The 17618-nt window shown below is 71.8% G+C and carries 18 protein-coding genes; 10 read left to right on the top strand and 8 right to left on the bottom strand.

Annotated elements, in window-relative coordinates:
* Window positions 1–38 precede the first annotated feature (38 nt).
* A complete protein-coding gene (locus BMY07_RS02190; protein ID WP_177215411.1) occupies window positions 39–563 on the top strand; it encodes a methylated-DNA--[protein]-cysteine S-methyltransferase in 525 nt (174 codons plus the stop codon).
* Between the two features lie 47 nt (window positions 564–610).
* Entirely contained in the window at window positions 611–1561 is a 951-nt protein-coding gene (gene pip, locus BMY07_RS02185) for a prolyl aminopeptidase (RefSeq protein ID WP_245782142.1), read from the top strand.
* Here pip and BMY07_RS02180 read toward each other — a convergent pair.
* Genes BMY07_RS02180 through BMY07_RS02170 form a run of 3 tightly spaced genes read right to left on the bottom strand, consistent with a single transcriptional unit; the run spans window position 1548 to window position 4151 of the window.
* Window positions 1548–2198 (bottom strand): response regulator, encoded by a 651-nt coding sequence (locus tag BMY07_RS02180; protein ID WP_092774671.1) that lies wholly within the window; start codon window positions 2196–2198, stop codon window positions 1548–1550. The two genes, pip and BMY07_RS02180, sit on opposite strands and share 14 nt — an antisense overlap.
* Entirely contained in the window at window positions 2195–3220 is a 1026-nt protein-coding gene (locus tag BMY07_RS02175; RefSeq protein WP_092774670.1) for a sensor histidine kinase, read from the bottom strand. The genes BMY07_RS02180 and BMY07_RS02175 overlap by 4 nt, the downstream gene beginning before the upstream one ends.
* The gene (locus BMY07_RS02170; RefSeq protein ID WP_143073307.1) at window positions 3195–4151 is read right to left on the bottom strand and encodes a hypothetical protein; all 957 of its coding nucleotides are present in this window, start codon (window positions 4149–4151) and stop codon (window positions 3195–3197) included. Before BMY07_RS02170 ends, BMY07_RS02175 begins: the two co-directional genes overlap by 26 nt.
* 202 nt (window positions 4152–4353) lie before the next feature.
* On the opposite strand from BMY07_RS02170, the gene BMY07_RS02165 reads away from it, so the two are divergent.
* The 3 genes from BMY07_RS02165 to BMY07_RS02155 all read left to right on the top strand — a co-directional run bounded on the left by BMY07_RS02165 (window position 4354) and on the right by BMY07_RS02155 (window position 7503).
* A complete protein-coding gene (locus tag BMY07_RS02165; protein WP_092774668.1) occupies window positions 4354–5652 on the top strand; it encodes a glycoside hydrolase family 18 protein in 1299 nt (432 codons plus the stop codon).
* Window positions 5653–5785: 133 nt separating this feature from the next.
* Window positions 5786–7138 (top strand): acyltransferase, encoded by a 1353-nt coding sequence (locus BMY07_RS02160; protein ID WP_092774667.1) that lies wholly within the window; start codon window positions 5786–5788, stop codon window positions 7136–7138.
* A gap of 41 nt (window positions 7139–7179) precedes the next feature.
* Window positions 7180–7503, top strand: a complete 324-nt coding sequence (locus tag BMY07_RS02155; protein WP_143073306.1) for a hypothetical protein — start codon at window positions 7180–7182, stop codon at window positions 7501–7503.
* 97 nt (window positions 7504–7600) lie between these two features.
* Here BMY07_RS02155 and BMY07_RS02150 read toward each other — a convergent pair whose 3' ends face one another.
* Window positions 7601–8566, bottom strand: a complete 966-nt coding sequence (locus tag BMY07_RS02150) for a DNA polymerase domain-containing protein (RefSeq protein WP_092774944.1) — start codon at window positions 8564–8566, stop codon at window positions 7601–7603.
* Between the two features lie 170 nt (window positions 8567–8736).
* On the opposite strand from BMY07_RS02150, the gene BMY07_RS02145 reads away from it, so the two are divergent.
* Both BMY07_RS02145 and BMY07_RS02140 read left to right on the top strand, forming a co-directional pair.
* Window positions 8737–9642 carry a Ppx/GppA phosphatase family protein gene (locus BMY07_RS02145; RefSeq protein WP_092774665.1) on the top strand — a complete coding sequence of 302 codons (906 nt, stop codon included), beginning with the start codon at window positions 8737–8739 and terminating at the stop codon, window positions 9640–9642.
* 55 nt (window positions 9643–9697) lie between these two features.
* Window positions 9698–10090 (top strand): ATP-binding protein, encoded by a 393-nt coding sequence (locus BMY07_RS02140; protein ID WP_092774664.1) that lies wholly within the window; start codon window positions 9698–9700, stop codon window positions 10088–10090.
* Window positions 10091–10258: 168 nt separating this feature from the next.
* On the opposite strand, the gene BMY07_RS02135 is transcribed toward BMY07_RS02140, so the two are convergent.
* The 4 genes from BMY07_RS02135 to BMY07_RS02120 are packed head-to-tail and all read right to left on the bottom strand — an operon-like array spanning window position 10259 to window position 14078.
* Window positions 10259–11284 (bottom strand): cation diffusion facilitator family transporter, encoded by a 1026-nt coding sequence (locus tag BMY07_RS02135; RefSeq protein WP_092774663.1) that lies wholly within the window; start codon window positions 11282–11284, stop codon window positions 10259–10261.
* Window positions 11285–11317: 33 nt separating this feature from the next.
* Window positions 11318–12472: an aminotransferase class V-fold PLP-dependent enzyme gene (locus tag BMY07_RS02130; RefSeq protein ID WP_092774662.1), complete on the bottom strand. Its 1155-nt coding sequence runs from the start codon at window positions 12470–12472 to the stop codon at window positions 11318–11320.
* Entirely contained in the window at window positions 12469–13281 is an 813-nt protein-coding gene (locus BMY07_RS02125) for a tryptophan 2,3-dioxygenase (protein ID WP_092774661.1), read from the bottom strand. Before BMY07_RS02125 ends, BMY07_RS02130 begins: the two co-directional genes overlap by 4 nt.
* On the bottom strand, window positions 13278–14078 hold the full coding sequence (locus BMY07_RS02120) for a PaaX family transcriptional regulator (protein WP_092774660.1): 801 nt from the start codon (window positions 14076–14078) through the stop codon (window positions 13278–13280). Before BMY07_RS02120 ends, BMY07_RS02125 begins: the two co-directional genes overlap by 4 nt.
* 81 nt (window positions 14079–14159) lie before the next feature.
* Here BMY07_RS02120 and BMY07_RS02115 point away from each other — a divergent pair, with 81 nt between their 5' ends.
* From BMY07_RS02115 to BMY07_RS02105, 3 genes are read left to right on the top strand one after another with little or no spacing between them, the layout of a single operon-like run.
* Window positions 14160–14960 carry an LLM class flavin-dependent oxidoreductase gene (locus BMY07_RS02115; protein ID WP_177215383.1) on the top strand — a complete coding sequence of 267 codons (801 nt, stop codon included), beginning with the start codon at window positions 14160–14162 and terminating at the stop codon, window positions 14958–14960.
* Window positions 14960–16867: an FAD-dependent monooxygenase gene (locus tag BMY07_RS02110; RefSeq protein ID WP_092774658.1), complete on the top strand. Its 1908-nt coding sequence runs from the start codon at window positions 14960–14962 to the stop codon at window positions 16865–16867. The genes BMY07_RS02115 and BMY07_RS02110 overlap by 1 nt, the downstream gene beginning before the upstream one ends.
* Window positions 16864–17610, top strand: coding sequence for a creatininase family protein (locus BMY07_RS02105; RefSeq protein ID WP_092774657.1), 747 nt, complete (start codon window positions 16864–16866; stop codon window positions 17608–17610). Before BMY07_RS02110 ends, BMY07_RS02105 begins: the two co-directional genes overlap by 4 nt.
* Window positions 17611–17618 lie beyond the last annotated feature (8 nt).

Below are 17618 nucleotides of genomic sequence, written 5' to 3'. Positions count from 1 at the left end.
GGACGCTTTCCGTCCCCGAACCAAGGAGAACCGTGCTCTTGCTCGACCCGACGACGCTCGCCGAGGCGCTGGACGGCCCCACCCGCTACACCTTCGTCGACACCCCGGTCGGCGAACTCCTCCTCACCGGCGACGGCACCTCCCTCACCGGCCTCTACATGGGCGTCGGCCACCGCCACTTCGCCGGGATCGGCGCGGACTGGCTGTCCGACGCGGCGCCGTTCGCCGAGGTGAAGGCCCAACTGGCGGCCTACTTCGCCGGTGAGCTCCAGGAGTTCGACCTTCCACTGGCCCCCCGCGGCACCCCGTTCCAACGCCAGGTGTGGGCCGCCCTCACCACCATCCCCTGGGGCCACACCACCACCTACGGCCAACTCGCCCACCAACTCGGCCGAACCCCCGCCGCCTCCCGAGCAGTCGGCATGGCCAACGGCCGCAACCCCATCTCCATCGTCATCCCCTGCCACCGGGTAATCGGCTCCACCGGCGCCCTAGTCGGCTACGGCGGCGGCCTCCCGGCCAAGCAACTCCTCCTGGCCCTAGAAGGCTCAACCCTCGCCTAACCCTCGACCTGTCGCCATCGATACAACAGCGCTGTTACATTGCTCGGGTGTCTTACTCACACGGCGATCCCCGCGCGCACGGTCTGCTCGATGTCGGCCAAGGCAACCAGGTCTACTGGGAGGAGTCGGGGAATCCCAACGGCAAGCCGGCTCTGATCGTTCACGGTGGTCCGGGGTCGGGGAGCAATCGCGGGAGTCGGGAGTACTTCGATCCTGAGCGGTACCGGGTTGTCCTGTTCGACCAGCGGGGGTGCGGCAGGAGCGTCCCGAACGCCGGGGATCCGGCGACGGGGTTGGCGCACAACACGACGCACCACCTGGTCGCGGATATGGAGTTGCTCAGGGAGCACCTGGGGGTCGAGCGGTGGTTGATCTCCGGTGGCTCGTGGGGATCCACCCTGGTCCTGGCTTACGCGCAGAAGCACCCCGACCGCGTCACCGAGATCGTCATCAGTGCCGCGACCCTGTCCCGGCACGCCGACCACGACTGGATCACCAACGGGGTCGGGCGGTTCTTCCCCGAGGCCCTGGAGCGGTTCCGGGCCGGGGTGGCGGGCGCGGACAACGTGATCGCCGCGTACAACGCCCTGATGGCGCACCCCGACCCGGCCGTGCGCGACAAGGCGGCCCGGGACTGGACTGCCTGGGAGGACACCGTCGTGTCCCTGGAACCCAACGGGCACACGGCGCCCTACGGCGGCAGGCCGACCGCGGCGATGCACACCATGGTGCGGCTGGTGACCCACTACTGGTCGCACGACGCCTGGCTGGAGGACGGGCAGCTGCTGCGCGACGCCCACCGGTTGGCCGGGATCCCGGGCACGATCCTGCACGGGCGCCACGACATCGGCGGGCCGGTCGAGGTCGCGTGGTCGTTGGCGCGGGCCTGGCCGGACGCGGAGCTGGTCGTCGTCGAGGACTCCGGGCACACCGGCAGCGCCGAGTTCTCCCGGCTCAAGCAGCAGACCCTGGACCGCTACGCGCTCACCCCGGCGTGACCAGCCCGGTCCGGTAGGCGACCACCACGGCCTGCGCCCGGTCCCGGACCCCGATCTTGGCCAGCACCCGCTTGACGTGCGTCTTGGCCGTCGACTCCGCGATCACCAGCGACTCGGCGATCTCGGCGTTGGTGTTGCCCAGCGCGATGAGCCGAAGCACCTGGGTCTCTCGGTCGGTCAGCCGGGCCAGCCGCGGGTCGGTGACCGGCGCGGGCAGCTGCCGGACGAACCGGTCCACCAGGTCGCCGGTCACGGCCGGGTCGAGCACGCTCTCCCCCGCGGCGACGGTGCGCACCGCGTCGATCAGCCGTTCCGGGGAGGCCCGCTTGAGCAGGAACCCGCGCGCCCCGGCCCGCAGCGCGCCCCACACGTACTCGTCGTGGCGGAACGTGGTCAGCACCAGCACCGCGACCGACGGGCACGCCGCCAGCACCCGCTTGGTCGCCTCGACCCCGTCCACCCCGGGCATCCGCACGTCCATCAGCAGCACGTCCGGGCGCAGCTGCGCGGCGGTGGCCACCGCGACCAGCCCGTCGCACGCGTCGCCGACCACCTCGATGTCGCCCGCGGTGCCGAGGACGACCTTCACGCCCGCCAGCAGCAGCGGGTCGTCGTCGGCGAGCACCACCCGGATCACGCCAGCGGGAGCACGACCCGCAGCCGGAACCCGCCCCCGTCACCTCCCCCGTGCACCACGGACCCGCCGAGCACCTCGGCCCGTTCAGTGATCCCGGTCAGCCCCCGGCCGACCCGGTACCCCGGGCGCGGACCACGACCCCTGTCGGCCACCTCGACCTCCACCCCCTCCGCCGAGGACACCACGGACACCGATGCCGACCGCGCCTTGCCGTGGGTCATCGCGTTCGTCAGCGCTTCCTGCACGATCCGGTACACCGCGAGCTCGAGCGGACCCGACAGCCCGCCCGCCTCCACCCGCAGGTCGACCGCCATACCCGCCTCGGTCATCCGCGACGCCAGCCTGGTCAGGTCCGGGTCGTCCGGGCGCAGCGCGCAGAGCACGCGGTCCAGTTCGTCGAGCGCCTCGCGCCCGGTGCGTTCCACAGCGGTCAGCAGCTCCTTCGCCTTGGCCGGGTCGGAGTCGAGCACCACCCGGCTCGCCCCGGCCTGCACCAGCATCACGTTCACCGTGTGCCCCACCAGGTCGTGCAACTCGCGCGCCATCCTCGTCCGCTCCTCCGCGACCGCCGCGCGGTTGACCAGCTCAGAGCGCTCCCTCGCCCTGGCCGTGGCGAACCCGACGGCCCAGGCGAGCAGCCAGAAGAAGACCGTCCCGGCGATGGCCGCGGTGGACGCCGCCTCCTGTGAGTAGTAGGCGAGCACCCCGGGCACCACCAGGACCGGGCCGCACAGCGAGCGCCGCGCCGAGGGGTGGGTGCCGAGCGCGTGGATGCCGATCACGTTGGCGTACGGGCTGACCACGTCGGTGAAGCCGAGCAGGCCGCCCGTCATCAGCACGGCCGTCCCCAGCAGGTACCCGGCCAACGGCGCGCGGGTGCGCATGGCCAGGCCCACGCCCACCCCGGCCGCGATCCAGAGGGGACCGCGACCGGTCTGGGCGACGGCGACGAACGCCACGACGCCGAGCAGGACGTCGAAGAACAGCCACCGCCGCTCAGACAGCCACCGCGCAACGCTCATCAGCCACTTCCCTCGTCACCAGGGCCTGCCAGAAGCCCACACCCACGCCCACGACGCCGACCAGGCCCAGTACCGCGACCGGCAGGGTCGGGTCCGTCCAGGCGCGACCCGCGTAGGCGGTCACCGTGACCGCGGCGAACACCGCCGCGTACCCCGCGGTCGCCACCAGCATCGTCCACAAGCGCGCCCTTGTCGCGAGGGCGGTGCCCTCCAGCAGGACCGCCGGCACGATGAGCACCTGGATGCCGTGGATGCCGATGGCGTGCGCGAGCTTCGCGCTGCCCGCCGCGCCGAACACCAGGTCCTCCGGGACGTGCCCGGTGGCCGCGTAGATCTTGTCGCCCTCGCCGATCAGGTCCGTGCCGATGTAGCCGGCGACGGCCAGTGCGAGCAGGCCCCCGACAGCGGCGACGCGGGCCACGGCGGCGCCCCGGAAGTCCACCAGCGCCCACACCAGCAGGAACCCCGTCGCCATGGCGACCAGCAGTACCGTCATCCCCATGGCGCTGAACACGCCCTCGTCGAACGGGGTGCCGGAGTTGAAGTGCGACGGCACACCCCGCCACTTCTGCATGGTGATCAGCGCGACCTCCACCAGCGAGGACCCGCCGAACACCAGCGCGAACGGCCAGCCGAACCACCGCCTGCCCAGCTGCCGCATGACCCACACCGCCGACCAGGTGACCAACCCGAACGACGCGCCGAACACCACCGGCTTGCGCCAGGTCACCGAACCCAGCCACGGTCCACCGTCGACCAATGCCACCACACCGTGCACCGCCGCGGAGACCAGCAGCAGCGTGCCGCACCACCACAGGAACACCTGCGCGCCACCGACCGGCCGCACCGCCGCCCACACCTGTCTGGCCATCCCGGCCACCCGCCCCGCCAACGTCCCCACGGCTCCCCCGCTCGATCCCCTGCGACCCATGGCGATGACGGTAGGTCGGCCCCGGGTCCGGCTCGTCCCCCCGATGGGGTAGGCGAACCCTGAGAAGTCCCCCATGGTCCACTGTGGATCGTGGGAGCGCGCCCGAATTGCGCCGTTCGGTGGAAGCGGTGGTTTAGACCTCCGCCCTAGTTTGGTCCAGACCAAAGGGCGGATCCCTGCCGCCTGATGAGCGAGGAGAACCATGTCCGCGAGAAAATGGCGCACCGCGGCGCTGCTGACCGGCGCGGCCGTCGCCGCGGCGGTCGTCACCGCGCCCGCCGCCCAGGCCCACCAGCCGGACCACGGTCACGGTGGCGCTGACGCGAAGGTGATCGGCTACTTCACCCAGTGGGGCATCTACGCCCGCAACTTCACCATCCGCAACCTGGTCGACAGCGGCACGGCGGCGCGGCTGACGCACCTGAACTACGCGTTCGGCTTCCTCGACGAGAAGGGCTCCTGCGTCAGCGCGGACGCCTGGGCCGACTACCAGAAGCCGTTCGCCGCGGAGCAGAGCGTCGACGGCGTCGCCGACGTCGAGGGCCAGCCGCTGTCCGGGAATCTCAACCAGCTGCGCAAGCTGAAGAAGAAGTACCCCAAGCTGAAGGTCTACATCTCCCTCGGCGGCTGGTCGGGGTCGAAGTACTTCTCCAACGCCGCGCTCACCCCGGAGTCCCGCAAGGCGCACGTGACGTCCTGCATCAACCAGTGGATCAAGGGCGACATCGCGGGGCCCGGCGCCGCCGCGGGCGTCTTCGACGGCATCGACGTCGACTGGGAGTGGCCCAACAGCAAGGCGGGCGAGCCCAACAACATCAGCAGGCCGGAGGACAAGGTCAACTACACCGCGCTGCTCAAGGAGTACCGCACCCAGCTCGACCGGCTGCCGCGCGGCAAGCGCGACCTGACCGCCTACCTCCCGGCCAACACCAGGGAGATCGACTCGGGCTTCGAGGTCGCCAAGGTCATGCGCTACCTGACCTTCGGCAACCTGCAGGGCTACGACTACCACGGCGGCTGGGACCCGACCACCAACCAGCAGTCGGCACTGCGCACCGCCAAGGGCGACCCGACCCCGGCGCCGGGCTACAGCAGCCAGGTCGTCATCGACGCGTGGGTCAAGCGCGGCGCGCCGAAGGACAAGCTCACCCTGGGCGTGCCGTTCTTCGGTCGCGGGTGGACCGGTGTGGCGAACGTCAACAACGGTCTGTACCAGAAGGCCACCGGCCCGGCCCCCGGCACCTGGGAGGCGGGCGGTGAGGACTACAAGGTCCTCAAGACCAAGGTCGGCGCGTACAAGGTGTACCGCGACGAGAAGGCCGGGCACGCCTGGCTGTTCGACGGCACCACGTTCTGGACCTACGACGACCCGACCGAGATCCGCCGCAAGGCCCGCTACATCGAGAAGCAGGGCCTGGCCGGGGCGATGATCTGGTCGCTCGACGCGGACACCAGCGACGGCGAGCTGATCAAGGCGCTGTACGACGAACTGTCCTGTTAGGACGAGTGGCGTAACGGGGTCCCCGGCGGTTGCCCGCCGGGGACCCCTTCGCGTGTAGGGCGAATGGAGTCTGTCGGCGGGCCCGCCGCTGATCTACGGTTCCCCCAACCCACCGGGGAAAGGACACCAGGCAATGAGCGGATGGCCCCACCTGCGTTCGTCGCGGACCGTGCGGGCCGGGTCCGCGCCGGGCACCGTGGTCACCTGCGGGGTGACCGACACGGTGATCGCCGACGTCCCGGTGTCGGTGGTGTTCTTCTTCGGCCACCCGCTCGACGAGGACCGCCTCGCCGAGGGCCTGGCCACCGCGCTGGCCGCGGTCCCCGGCTTCGCGGGCCGCCTGCGCACCACCGGCGACGTCCTGGAGATCGTCTGCGACGACTCGGGCATCCCGTTCGACACCTACGACCTGGACGAGACGCTGCCCAAGGCGATCGGCCGGGTCACCCTGCCCGGCGCCGACTTCGTCGACCACGTGCAGGCCCCGGCCGCGCGCCTGGGCGGGCTGCCGCTGCTCACCGTCCGGCTGACGCACCTGTCCGACGGCACCTCGGCGCTGGGCTGCTCGTTCCACCACTCGGTCGGCGACCTGGCCAGCTTCATGTTCCTGGTCCGCGCCTGGTCGGCGGCGACCGAGGGAACCGAGCCGCCGGAGATCACCCTGCTCACCGACCCGGACGCGTTCCTCGACGAGGTGCTGCCGCCGGTCGACTCCGGGCGCCCGGGGTTCCGGCTGCCCACCCCGGAGCAGGCCGAGCGGCTCGGGGCCGAGTTCGCCGGGGCGGTGCGGGCGAACCGGACCGTGCAGGTGTACTTCACCGACGCGGAAGTCGCGGCGCTGCAACGGGAAGTGAGCGCGGCGGCGGGGCGTCGGCTGTCGGTCAACGACGTGCTGTGCGGGCACGTGACCTCTGTGGTGCGCGCGCTCGCCGGGGACACCTCGGAGGAACGCGCGATCGCGATGCCGGTGAACGTGCGCCGGTTCCTGGGGCTCGACGAGGGCGTCATCGGGAACCTGGTGGGCGAGATGTACGTGACCTGCCCGCCGGGCGCGCCGGTCGAGGACATCGCCACCCGGATCCGCGCCGCGGTCGAGGACTTCCCGCGCGCGCAGCTCAACCTGCGGGCGAACCGCGCGTTCCTGGAGTCGATCGGCCGCTCCCGGCTGCGCGAGTGCGTCCCGGTCGGCTTCGACCCGGACCGCAGGACGTTCACCATCACCAACTGGAGCCGCTTCGGCATCTACGAGGTGACCTTCGGCGGCAAGCAGCCGGTGTTCTTCAGCCCGACCTCGAACCTGCAACTGCCCTGGGTGTCGTGGATCGTGGAGGGCTTCGACAACCGCGGCCTGCTGTTCACCATCGCCGTCCCCGCCCGCCTGGCCACCGCCCTGCGCGGACCCGCGGGCCGCGACGCCCTGCACCGCTACCGCGACCCGGCGGAGGAGCTGCCCGCGCTGGCCGGTGAGGTGCGCAAACTCGCCTGAAGTTCGAACACGTGTTCGAACACTCTGCTAGGCTCGGGCCCGTGAGACGCTCCACGGTGGCCAGGTACTACCTACCCTGGCCCGCTCCGGTCCAGGCAGCGCACTACACCGACCCGACCGTCCTCCCCGCCATCAGCCACTGGGTCACCGCCCTGCGCCAACAGGGCAAGATCCCCCCGGACGTCACCTTCACCCTCACCACCGACACCCCACCCACCGCCACCCTCACCGACAACACAGGCCACCACGTCCTGGACCCCAAGTCCTACCTGGTCCTCAACCACCAGGGCTTACACGTCCTGGACCCGCACACCTTCCACCGCCACTACCAACCCCCCACCACAGACCGGGAATGGTCCACCTGACCACCCCCACCACCTGCACAACCCGCCCCCCAACCAGAACCGACCACCCCCGCCCTCCCCGCCGCAGGCCGATGGTCCACAAGCGACGGTCCTGGAGCTACGACTTGCCTTCGCCCTCGGAGGCTTCGCGGGCTCGGGCTCGGCGTTTGCCCTCGTGCATGGCGACGACTCGGGCGACGGGGATGGTGTGGCCTTCGGCGATGAGGTCGGCCGGGAGGGTTTGGGGTGAGGGCATCAGGTCGACCCAGGGGTCCTTGTCGCCCAATAGGTCCAGGGCGGTGCGGATGGTGAAGTCTTGGGGGGTCACGTGTTCCAGGGTGTCCCACGGGACCGGGAACGAGACCGTCACCCCGGGGCGGATGCGCGGGCTGTACGGGGCCGCGATCGTGGCGCCGTAAGCGCGGGTCGAGTCCAGGAAGACCTTCCCCTCCCGGTCGTCCTTGATGTACGCCGTGGTCGCCACCGACGGGTCCAGGCGTTCCGCGCGGGCGGCCAGGGCGCGGGTCGCGGCGGCGATGTCATCAGCGCCAGTGGGAGCGAGCGGGACCATGATGTGGACGCCTTTGGAGCCGCTCGTCTTCACCGCCGCCGACAGCCCCTCGTCGGCCAACGCGCGGCGGACCACGGCGGCCGCGGCGACGACGGGGGCGAAGCCCGCGTCCGGTGGCGGGTCGAGGTCGAGCACCAGGTGCGTCTGGACCGACTCCCCCAGCCGCAACAGCGGGACGTGGTACTCGACGGCGCGTTGGTTGCCGTGCCAGAGCAGGGTCCTGAGGTCGTCGCAGACGGCGTAGTTGATCTCGCGTTTGCTGGTCTCGGCCCAGACCGGGGTGGTGCGGACCCAGGGCGGGGTGTACTTCGGGGTGTTCTTCTGCATGAACGGCGGCTGCCCCGGCCGGATCCGGACCACCGACAGCGGCCGGTCGCGCAGGCCGGGGAGCATGCGGTCGGCCACAGCGGCCAAATAGTCCACGAGGGTGCGCTTGGTGGCGTCGGCGCCATCGAACAGCGGCTGGTCCAGGTTCGTCAGCGACACCCCGTCGCGGATTTCCTCGGTCGTCACCCGGTTCACTGTGCCACACGGGTGACCTGGGCAAACCCCTGTATACCAGTTTCGTGTCACCCACTCGGTGGAGCCCGGGATCTGAGGTTTGCCCGATCCGGGTTATGGGTAACAATTCATTTCACAGCACTGATACGCCAGGTGACCCCCGGGGAACAGAGGACCAGCCCATGCGCGAAGACACCGTCGGTGTGCTCGACGTCGGCTGCTTCAGCGCGCACCTGGTCGTGGTCACCGGCGGCCAGGGCTCCCCGTTGCAGCCCGTGCACTCGGACAAGGTGCCGCTGCGGCTCGACCGGGCCTACGACGACAAGGGCAACCTGCGCGAAGAGGGCATCGACGCGATCGCGGCGGCCATCGCGGCGGTGCGCAGGCGGGTGCGGCGGGCCGGGGTGCCGGTCGGCGAGTTCCTGCCGTTCGCGACGTCCTCGGTGCGGGACGCGGCCAACGCCGAGGTGGCGGTGCGCGAGATCCAGCGCCGCACCGGCATGACCCTGCGCACGTTCACCGGCGAGCAGGAGGCCGAGCTGGCGTACCTGGCGGCCCGGCGGTGGTCGGGCCAGCAGGGCAGGCTCACCGTGCTCGACGTCGGCGGCGGGACGGTGGAGCTGGCGACCGGGTCGGCCGACCAGCCGCAGGTCGCCACGTCGCTGCCCTACGGTGCCCGCGCGCTGACCGCGCTGGGCCTGGCGCACCGCGAGGACCTGGTCGAGGACCTGATCCGCGACGCGCTCACCGCCCGCGACCTGGCCGCGCTGCACCGGGGGCAGGCGGTGGGCTGCTCGAAGGTGTTCGGCGGCCTGGCCAAGCTCGCGGGCCGCCGCACGGTGCGGGTGTCCGACCTCGACCGGTGGATCCCCCGGCTGGCGGCGCTGTCGACCCGCAGGCGGGCGAAGCTGCCGGGCATCTCCCGGCACCGCGCGGGCCAGTCGCTGGCAGGCGCGGTGGCGGCGCGGGCGCTGATGGAGGTGACCGGGCACGACGCGGTGACCGTCAGCCCGTGGTCGACCACCGAGGGCCTGCTGCTGGCGCTGCGCGAGCACCGCTGGGAGCTGGTCGGCTCCGACGCCGCCTGACCGGTTCACCCCGAGGCGCCCGTTTCACCCTCGACCAGCGAGGTATTCCCGGAGCATGACGGAGATGGCGGTGTGGTCGGTGGCGGTGCCAGCCGAACCCGGTCAGTTGCACCTGGCGCGGCACGCCCTGCGCGACTGGCTCACCGGGTCCGGCGTCCCGGAGCACACGTGCGACGACGCCGTGTGGTCGGCCGACGAGGCGATGAGCAACGCCATCGCCAACAACGGCCGGGCGGGCAGAGCGGCCACCGTCCTGGGCGTCAGCGCCCACCTCGACGACGACGTGGTCGTGGTGACGGTGGTGGACGAGGCGGGCTGGCGCGTCCCCGCCTCCGGCGTCGTCCTCGCGGGCCGGGGCATGGCCATCGTCCGCGCCCTCGCCGAAGAGGTGAACCTCGCCGTCACCGACGGCCGCACCACCTTCACCGCCTGGTTCACCCGCGTGTGACCCATGTCCCCCGCGGGCGGCGCGAACCCCGTGGGCCCGCCCAGCAGGCGATTCGCTCGGGCTCGCCGTGGCCGGAGGTAGGCAATCACGCGGAGGACAAGCGCACGGCGAAGGCGATCCCGCCAAGGTCCACCTTCACCGCCGGTTTCACCCGCCCCCAAAGTCCTGCTACGCGACGGGTCCATCGTCCACTGTGGAGGCGTCGGAGTCTGGTGTGGACAGGCCGGGGCGTTCGCCGTAGCGGGCCAGGACTGCGGCGCGGAGGTCGGTGTTGCTGCGGGGGACGGGTTCGATGAAGACCTCGGTGACGTCGTTGTGCGCCGATTGGAGTTCCGCGGCCAGGCGCACGCAGACGCGTTCGAGCTCACCGGCGGTCAGGGTGTCGTCGAAGTCGACGCGGGCGCAGACGAGGACGCTGTCGGTGCCGATGAGCATGGTTTGCAGGTCCACCACGGCGTCCACCTCGGGCGCGGCGGACAGGTGGTCGCGGATGCCGAACACCAGGTCCGGCGCGGCTTGGCGGCCGATGAGCAGCGCGGCGTTGGCCCGTCCCAGCAGGAACGCGACCCCGGCCAGCAGCACGCCGATGGCGATGGAGGCCACCCCGTCCCACAGCGACTCGCCGGTCAGCTGGTGCAGCCCCACCCCGGCGAAGGCCAGCAGCAAACCGGACAACGCGGCCGAATCCTCGTAGAACACCGTCGTCGCCGTCGGGTCGTCGCTGAAGCGCAGCTGGTGCCGGAACGTGCGCCCCTGCTCGGCCGCGTCCCGCCGGACCTGGCGCAGGGCCTGCCCCCAGGACACCGACTCCAGCGCGAACGCCCCCGCCAGCACCAGGTACGCCACCAGCGGCGAGGTCTGCTCCTCCGCCTCGCCGAAGACCGTCGAGATCCCCTCGTACAGCGCGAACATCGCCCCCGACGCGAAGATCGACACGGCGGCGAGCAGGGACCAGAAGTACCGGGCCTTGCCGTAGCCGAACGGGTGCGCGCGGTCGGCCGGGCGGCGGGAGACGCGCAGCGCGGTCAGCAGCAGCGCCTCGGTGATCGTGTCGGCGAACGAGTGCACGGCCTCCGACAGCATCGCCGCCGAGCCGGTGACCAGCCCGGCGACCAGTTTCAGCACCGCGATCAGCAGGTTGACCGACCCGGCGAGCACCACGGTGAGGGTGCTCTCCTCCTTCTCCTCCGCCACGCGGCGATCCTAGGTCGCCGCGCGGCACCCCGCTCAGGTCGCGATCTCCCCCAGCACGCCGATGGCCGCCCGGAGTTGGTCGTCGCGCAGGTACGGCGCGGGCCCGAACCGCAGGTGGACGCCCCGGCTGTCGGTGAGCACACCCCGTTGCGCCAACACGCGTTGAAACTCCTGCGCACGGGGTGAGACCAGCGACAGGAACCCCGCGAACCGCTCGCGCGGCGTGTCCCGGTCGCGGGTCACGACGGGGTCCGGCAGTCCCAGCTCGTCGAACGCCGACGCCAGCACGCCGTTCTGGTGCAGCGAGATCTCCCGCAGCCGAGCCGGGGTGAGATCCTGTTCAGCGAAGAAGTCCAGCACCCGCGCGGCCCGGTAGTGGCTGGTCGGGTCGTAGGTGGACCCGGCGAACCTGGTCGCGCCCGGCCCGTACGCGACGAGCGTCGGGTCGCGTTCATCGGCGAGGGCGTCGAACTCGGCGAACCACCCGGTGATCACCGGACGGGTCTGCTGCGCGTGCGCGGGCAGCCGCAGGAAGCAGTTGCCCTCCCCGAGTTGCAGGTACTTGTAGCCGCCACCAACGATCCACGCGTCCGCGAGCCCGTCGAAGTCGAACGGCACGACACCAAGGGCGTGGTACGCGTCGACGAGCAATTCCGCGCCGTGCCGCTCACAAGCAGCAGCCACCGCACCCAGCCCCGGCACGATCCGCGACGTCTCGAACAGCACCGACGACACCAGCACCGCCGCCGTCCGATCGTCCACTTCGGACGCCAGCCGCTCGGCGAGCGTGTCCGCGGGCTCGGCGGGAACCCGGACGATCCGGACGAACTCCTCGGCGAGCCTGCCCAGCTGCCTGCGCAGCGTGTGGAACTCGCCATCGGTGGTCACCAGCTTCGGCCGCCCGGTGATGTCGACAGCGGACAGGAAGCGCACCACCAGCTCGTGCGTGTTGGCCCCCAGCGCGATGTCGCCGCCCGGGTCGCCGAGCAGCTCGCCGTACGCGGCCCGCACCCGGTCCGCCTTGGCGAACGCGCGCCCCCACTTGTCGTCCACCTCCAGCGCCGCGTCGTCGAAGGCCTCGACCTGGCCCTCCAGCGCGACATCCGGCCACGCCTGGTGCGAGTGCCCGGTCAGCAGCAGCCGGTCCGCCACGCGGAACCGGGTGTAGTGCGCGGCGAGGTCGCTCACAGCTCGCTCCGCACGGCCCACAGGTCGGGGAACGCGGGGTCGAACAGGGTGCCGCGCAGGTAGGCCGCGCCCGCGGACCCGCCGGTGCCCTGCTTGGTGCCGATCGTGCGCTCGACCATCTTCACGTGCCGGTACCGCCATTCCTGGAGGCCTTCATCGAGGTCGACGAGGTATTCGGCGACCGTGGACGGCCCGCCGTCGTCGGCGTAGACCGCCAGCAGGACCCGCTGCAGCTCCGGCGAGGGTTCGGCGGGCAGGCTGACGTCGCGGTCGAGCACGTCCGACGGGACGGTGTAGCCGTGCTTGACCAGGTAGGCCAGGAACGAGTCGAACAGCGACGGCCGCGACATGGCGTCGCTGATGCGGGCGCGCTGCTCGCCGCCCTCCGGGTAGTGCGCGAACGCCCGCCGGTCGCGGCGGCCCAGCACGGCCTCCAGCTCGCGGAACTGGGCGGACTGGAAGCCGCTGGAGGCGTCGAGCCTGGCCCGGAAGCTGGTGAACTGGCGCGGGGTCATCGTCTCCAGCACGTCGATCTGGGCGACGATCACCTTGAGGATGGTGAGCACCCGGCGCAGCACCCGGGTGGCGTGCGCGGTGTCGCCCTTGAGCAGCACGGCCTGCAGGTGGATCAGCTCGTGCAGCAGCTGCTTGAACCACAGCTCGTAGACCTGGTGGATGACGATGAACAGCAGCTCGTCGTGCTCGTCGGAGCGCGGGCGCTGGGCGGTGAGGACCTCGTCGAGGGCGAGGTAGGACGTGTAGGTGAGGGCGGCTGCCGTATCGGCAGGGCTGGTGCCGGTCTCGGTCACGGGGTCATCGCTCCGTCGAAGTGGCGCTGGGCCTGCTCGGCCAGCGCGGGGTAGGTGTCGTGGAACAGCGCGACCGCGGCCCGCCGGTGCGGCGGTGGCGGGGCGATGCCCTCGGGCAGTTCCGGGTCGAGCAGCGCGAACTGGCGGTAGGCGTGGGTGAGCCGCACGCGTAAGCCGAAGGCGGTGGCCGGGTCGGGGTCCGGGTCGCGGTCGGCGAACTCGGTGACGAAGTCGCGGTAGCGCCGTTCCAGGGCGTCGAGGTCCCACACCCGGGTGACGAAGTCGGCGAAGTCCGGCACGGCGGCCGGGGCGCCGACCAGGACCCCGGCGTGCGTGGCGACGCCGAGGTCGGCCAGCAGGGCGGCGACCTCGGCGGCGCGGTCGTGCGGGGCCAGCCAGGTGCCGTCCTGGACCGAGCCGAAGCCCAGGAAGCGCAGCCTGCGCACCAGCCTGGCCCTGGCGACCCGCTGGTCCTCGGGGATGGCGTGCCAGAGCACGGTCCACTGTCCCGCGTCGCTGGTCCGGCTGCCCAGGCTGAAGATCCGGCGGTCACCCTCGGCGAGCACGGCGGCGGCGCGCGGGGTGATCCGGTAGTGCACCATCCGGCCGTCGCGGACGCGTTCGAGCAGGTCGCGGCGCACGAGCCGGGTCAGGGCGACCCGGGCGGCGCCGGGGGTGGAGCCGAACTCGCCCAGTAGTGAGACCAGGCCGCCGGACCAGACCGTGGTGCGCTCGCGGGGGCGCAGGTGGGCGCCGAGGATGGTCAGCACGAGGTCCTGCGGCGCGGCGTCGAACATGGGGGTGAGCTTAGTTGACACCTAAGCGGGATCAACCGTAACGTTTTCGCCAGTGACCCCGGCCACAAGGGTGTGACGCTGGTGAAGGTCGGTATCGGACTCCCCAACACGGTCCCCGCCCGCGACGGCGGGACCCTGCTCGACTGGGCCCGTCGCGCCGAGGCGGCGGGGTTGGCCACGCTCGCGGTGCTCGACCGGCTGCGCTACGACAGCGTCGACCCGTTCATCGCGCTGACCGCGGCCGCGGCGGTGACGGAGCGGATCGGGCTGGCCACGATGATCGCGATCGGGCCGCTGCGCTCCCCCGGCGTGCTGGCCAAGCAGGCGCAGTCGGTGCACGAGGTGTCGGGCGGGCGGTTCACCCTCGGTCTCGGCATCGGCGCCAGGCACGACGACTACGCGGCCGCCGGTGTCGACCCGTCCACCCGTGGCGCCGCGCTGTCGACGCAGCTGGCCGCGTTGCGCGCGGACGGCGAGTCCTCAATGGACATCCTGGTGGGCGGCAGTTCCGGCTCCGCGTTGGCGCGCATGGCCCGTTACGCCGACGGGTACGCGCATGGTGGTGGTCCGCCGAGGGCGTTCGCGTCGGCGGCGACCAAGGCCAGGGCCGCCTGGTACGACCACGGCAGGTCTGGCCAGCCTGTGTTGTGGGGTCAGGGGTATCTCGCGGTGAGCGACCCGGATCGCGGGCGGGACTACCTGAGCGACTACTACGCCTTCACCGGTCCGTTCGCCGACAAGATCGCGGCGGGCGCGTTGACCAGCGTGCGGGCCATCAAGGACTACATCCGCGGTTACGCCGACGCGGGTTGCGACGAGCTGATCCTGTTCCCCACCACGCTCGACGTCGCCGACATCGACCGACTGGCCGAGGCGATCTGATGGACGTCTCGATCCTCGGTGCCGGACCGGCCGGGCTGTACCTGGCGATCCTGCTGCGCAAGGCGGGCCACACCGTCACCGTGCACGAGCGCAACGCCCCGGACGCCACGTTCGGCTGGGGCGTGGTGTTCTCCGAGGAGACGCTGGGCGCGCTGCGCGACGCCGACCCGCCGACGCACCTGGAGATCACCGACTCGTTCGCCCGCTGGTCGACCATCGACATCCGCCACCGCGGCCAGGTCGTGCGCTCCACCGGCCACTCGTTCACCGCCATCGCCCGGCGGCACCTGCTGGCGATCCTGCAGGCCAGGGCCATCGAGCTGGGCGCCGACCTGCGCTTCGGGTCCGAGGTGGACGAACCGCCGGACGCCGACCTGCGGGTGGCGGCCGACGGCGCGAACAGCAGGACCCGGCAGCGGCACTTCCGCGCGAAGGTGTCCACGCAGGGCGGCAAGTACGTGTGGTTCGGCACGGACCTGGTGCTCGACGCGTTCACCTTCGCGTTCCGGGAGACCGAGTTCGGGCTGTTCCAGGCGCACGCGTACCCGTTCGACGAGCACACCAGCACCTGGATCGTGGAGTGCGCGGAGCCGGTGTGGCGGCGCGCGGGGCTCGACACCGCCTCCGAGCAGGAGAGCATCGCGTTCTGCGAGCGGCTGTTCGCCGACGACCTCGCGGGGGCGACGCTGCGGTCGAACCGCTCGCTGTGGCTGGACTTCCCGCTGGTGCGGTGCGGGAGCTGGCACAGGGGGAACCTGGTGCTGCTGGGTGACGCCGCGCACACCGCGCACTTCTCCATCGGCTCCGGCACGAAGCTGGCCATGGAGGACGCGATCGCGCTGGCGAACTCGCTGGCCCGCACGCCTTCGCTTGAGGCAGCGCTGACGGACTACGAGCTGGAGCGCCAGCCTGCCGTGGAGCGCTTCCAGCAGGCGGCGGCGGAGAGCGCGGCGTACTTCGGGCGCACGGCGAACTACACGTCGTTCGAGCCCGTGCAGTTCGCGGTGAACCTGCTGACCCGCAGCGGACGGGTCACGCACGCGAACCTGGCGCAGCGCGATCCCCGCTTGGTACGGCGGGTCGACTCGTGGATCGCCGGTCGGGCCATCGCACCGCCGCCGGTGTTCGCGCCGTTCAAGGAGTTCGCGAACCGGTTGGTGGCCGAGGTGTCCACACCGGACGAAGCTGCCGCGAGGGCCGTGGACGGGTACGGACTCGTGCTCACGGGGCCCGTCGGGGTCACGGGGCAGGATTCTCTTCCGTTGGAGGCTTGGGCCGGGATCGACGCGCCGCTCGGGGTTCGGCTGACGCACTTCGGCGCGCGTGGGGCCGAGCCAATCGCCGCTTCCGCTGTGCCGTACGGACCCGGCGCGCCGGTGCCGGTGGAGTTGACCGACCTGGACGAGGTCCGGCAGGCGTTCGCCGATCACGCGGCGCGGGCCGCCGAGGCCGGATTCGCCTTGCTGGAGCTGGACATGGCGGAGGGGCACCTGCTCGCCGGGTTCCTGTCGCCCCTGACGAACCGCCGCACCGACGAGTGGGGTGACCGGCACAAGTTCCCGCTGTCGGTGCTCGACGCCGTCCGCGCGGCCTTCCCCCGCACCCTGTCCGTCCGACTCACGGTGACCGACTGGTCTCCCGGCGGCACAACGATCGCGGACGGCATCGCCTTCGCCCGCCGACTCCACGCCCACGGCACCGACCTCGTCCACGTCCGCGCGGGCCACACCACCCCGGACTTCCGGCCCGACTACCGGCGCGGCTACCTGACCACCCTGTCCGACCGCGTCCGCAACGAGGCGGGCATCCCCACGCTCGTGGGCGGGTACCTGACCACGCTCGACGAGGTCAACACCGTTGTCGCCGCTGGGCGAGCCGACCTGTGCGTGCTCACGGAGGCGCCGTGAGCCACCAGTTCGCGGACCTCACCTCACCGCAAGCCGCCGCCCTGCGGGAAGGCACGACCGTCTTGCTGCTGCCGGTCGGAGCCGTGGAGCCGCACGGGCCGCACGCGCCGCTGGACACCGATCCGCTCATCTCGGCGGGGATGTGCACGCGGGCGGCCGAGCGGTTCGCCGGGGATCCGGTCACGGTGAAGGTGCTGCCCGCGCTTTCCTACGGGGTCACCGAGTTCGGGGCCGGGTTCGCGGGAGCGGTGGGGATCAGCGCGGAGACGCTGGGGCGGTTGGTGGTCGAGATCTGCTCGTCGTTGGCCGCGCAGGGCTTCCCCAGGGTCGTCGTCGTCAACAACCACTTCGAGCCCGGGCATGTGACGGCGCTGCGGACCGCCGTGAGGACGTTGGCCGACAAGGGGATCCGCACCACCTACCTCGACCTGCTCCGTCGCGCGGCCGTCACCCGGTTGACCGAGGAGTTCCAGTCCGGCTCCTGCCACGCGGGCCGGTACGAGACCTCGCTCGTGCTCGCCGACCGCCCCGAACTCGTCGACACAGACGTGATGGCGACCCTTCCCCCGCTGCGGGTCGACATGCCCGCCGCGATGGGGGCCGGGGCGCACGGGTTCGCCGAGATGGGCATGGGGGACGCCTACTGCGGCGCCCCGGCCGAGGCGAGTGCCGACGAGGGGCGCGACACGTTCGCCCGGTTGACCGAGTTGCTGGTCGAGGCCATCCGCGACCAGGTGAGTTGAGAGGAGCA

Origin of the sequence: Actinokineospora terrae (assembly GCF_900111175.1) — a bacterium.
Classification (GTDB): Bacteria; Actinomycetota; Actinomycetes; order Mycobacteriales; family Pseudonocardiaceae; genus Actinokineospora; species Actinokineospora terrae.
The sequence above is the reverse complement of the archived record's forward strand: the minus strand, read 5'-3'. Positions and strand labels throughout refer to the sequence as shown.

Excerpts from the sequence above, each read along its gene's own strand:
- BMY07_RS02175 (WP_092774670.1), bottom strand. The coding sequence starts at position 3,220 with ATGAGCGTTGCGCGGTGGCTGTCTGAGCGGCGGTGGCTGTTCTTCGAC.
- BMY07_RS02170 (WP_143073307.1), bottom strand. The coding sequence starts at position 4,151 with ATGGGTCGCAGGGGATCGAGCGGGGGAGCCGTGGGGACGTTGGCGGGG.
- BMY07_RS02165 (WP_092774668.1), top strand. The coding sequence starts at position 4,354 with ATGTCCGCGAGAAAATGGCGCACCGCGGCGCTGCTGACCGGCGCGGCC.
- BMY07_RS02160 (WP_092774667.1), top strand. The coding sequence starts at position 5,786 with ATGAGCGGATGGCCCCACCTGCGTTCGTCGCGGACCGTGCGGGCCGGG.
- BMY07_RS02145 (WP_092774665.1), top strand. The coding sequence starts at position 8,737 with ATGCGCGAAGACACCGTCGGTGTGCTCGACGTCGGCTGCTTCAGCGCG.
- BMY07_RS02140 (WP_092774664.1), top strand. The coding sequence starts at position 9,698 with ATGACGGAGATGGCGGTGTGGTCGGTGGCGGTGCCAGCCGAACCCGGT.
- BMY07_RS02120 (WP_092774660.1), bottom strand. The coding sequence starts at position 14,078 with ATGTTCGACGCCGCGCCGCAGGACCTCGTGCTGACCATCCTCGGCGCC.
- BMY07_RS02110 (WP_092774658.1), top strand. The coding sequence starts at position 14,960 with ATGGACGTCTCGATCCTCGGTGCCGGACCGGCCGGGCTGTACCTGGCG.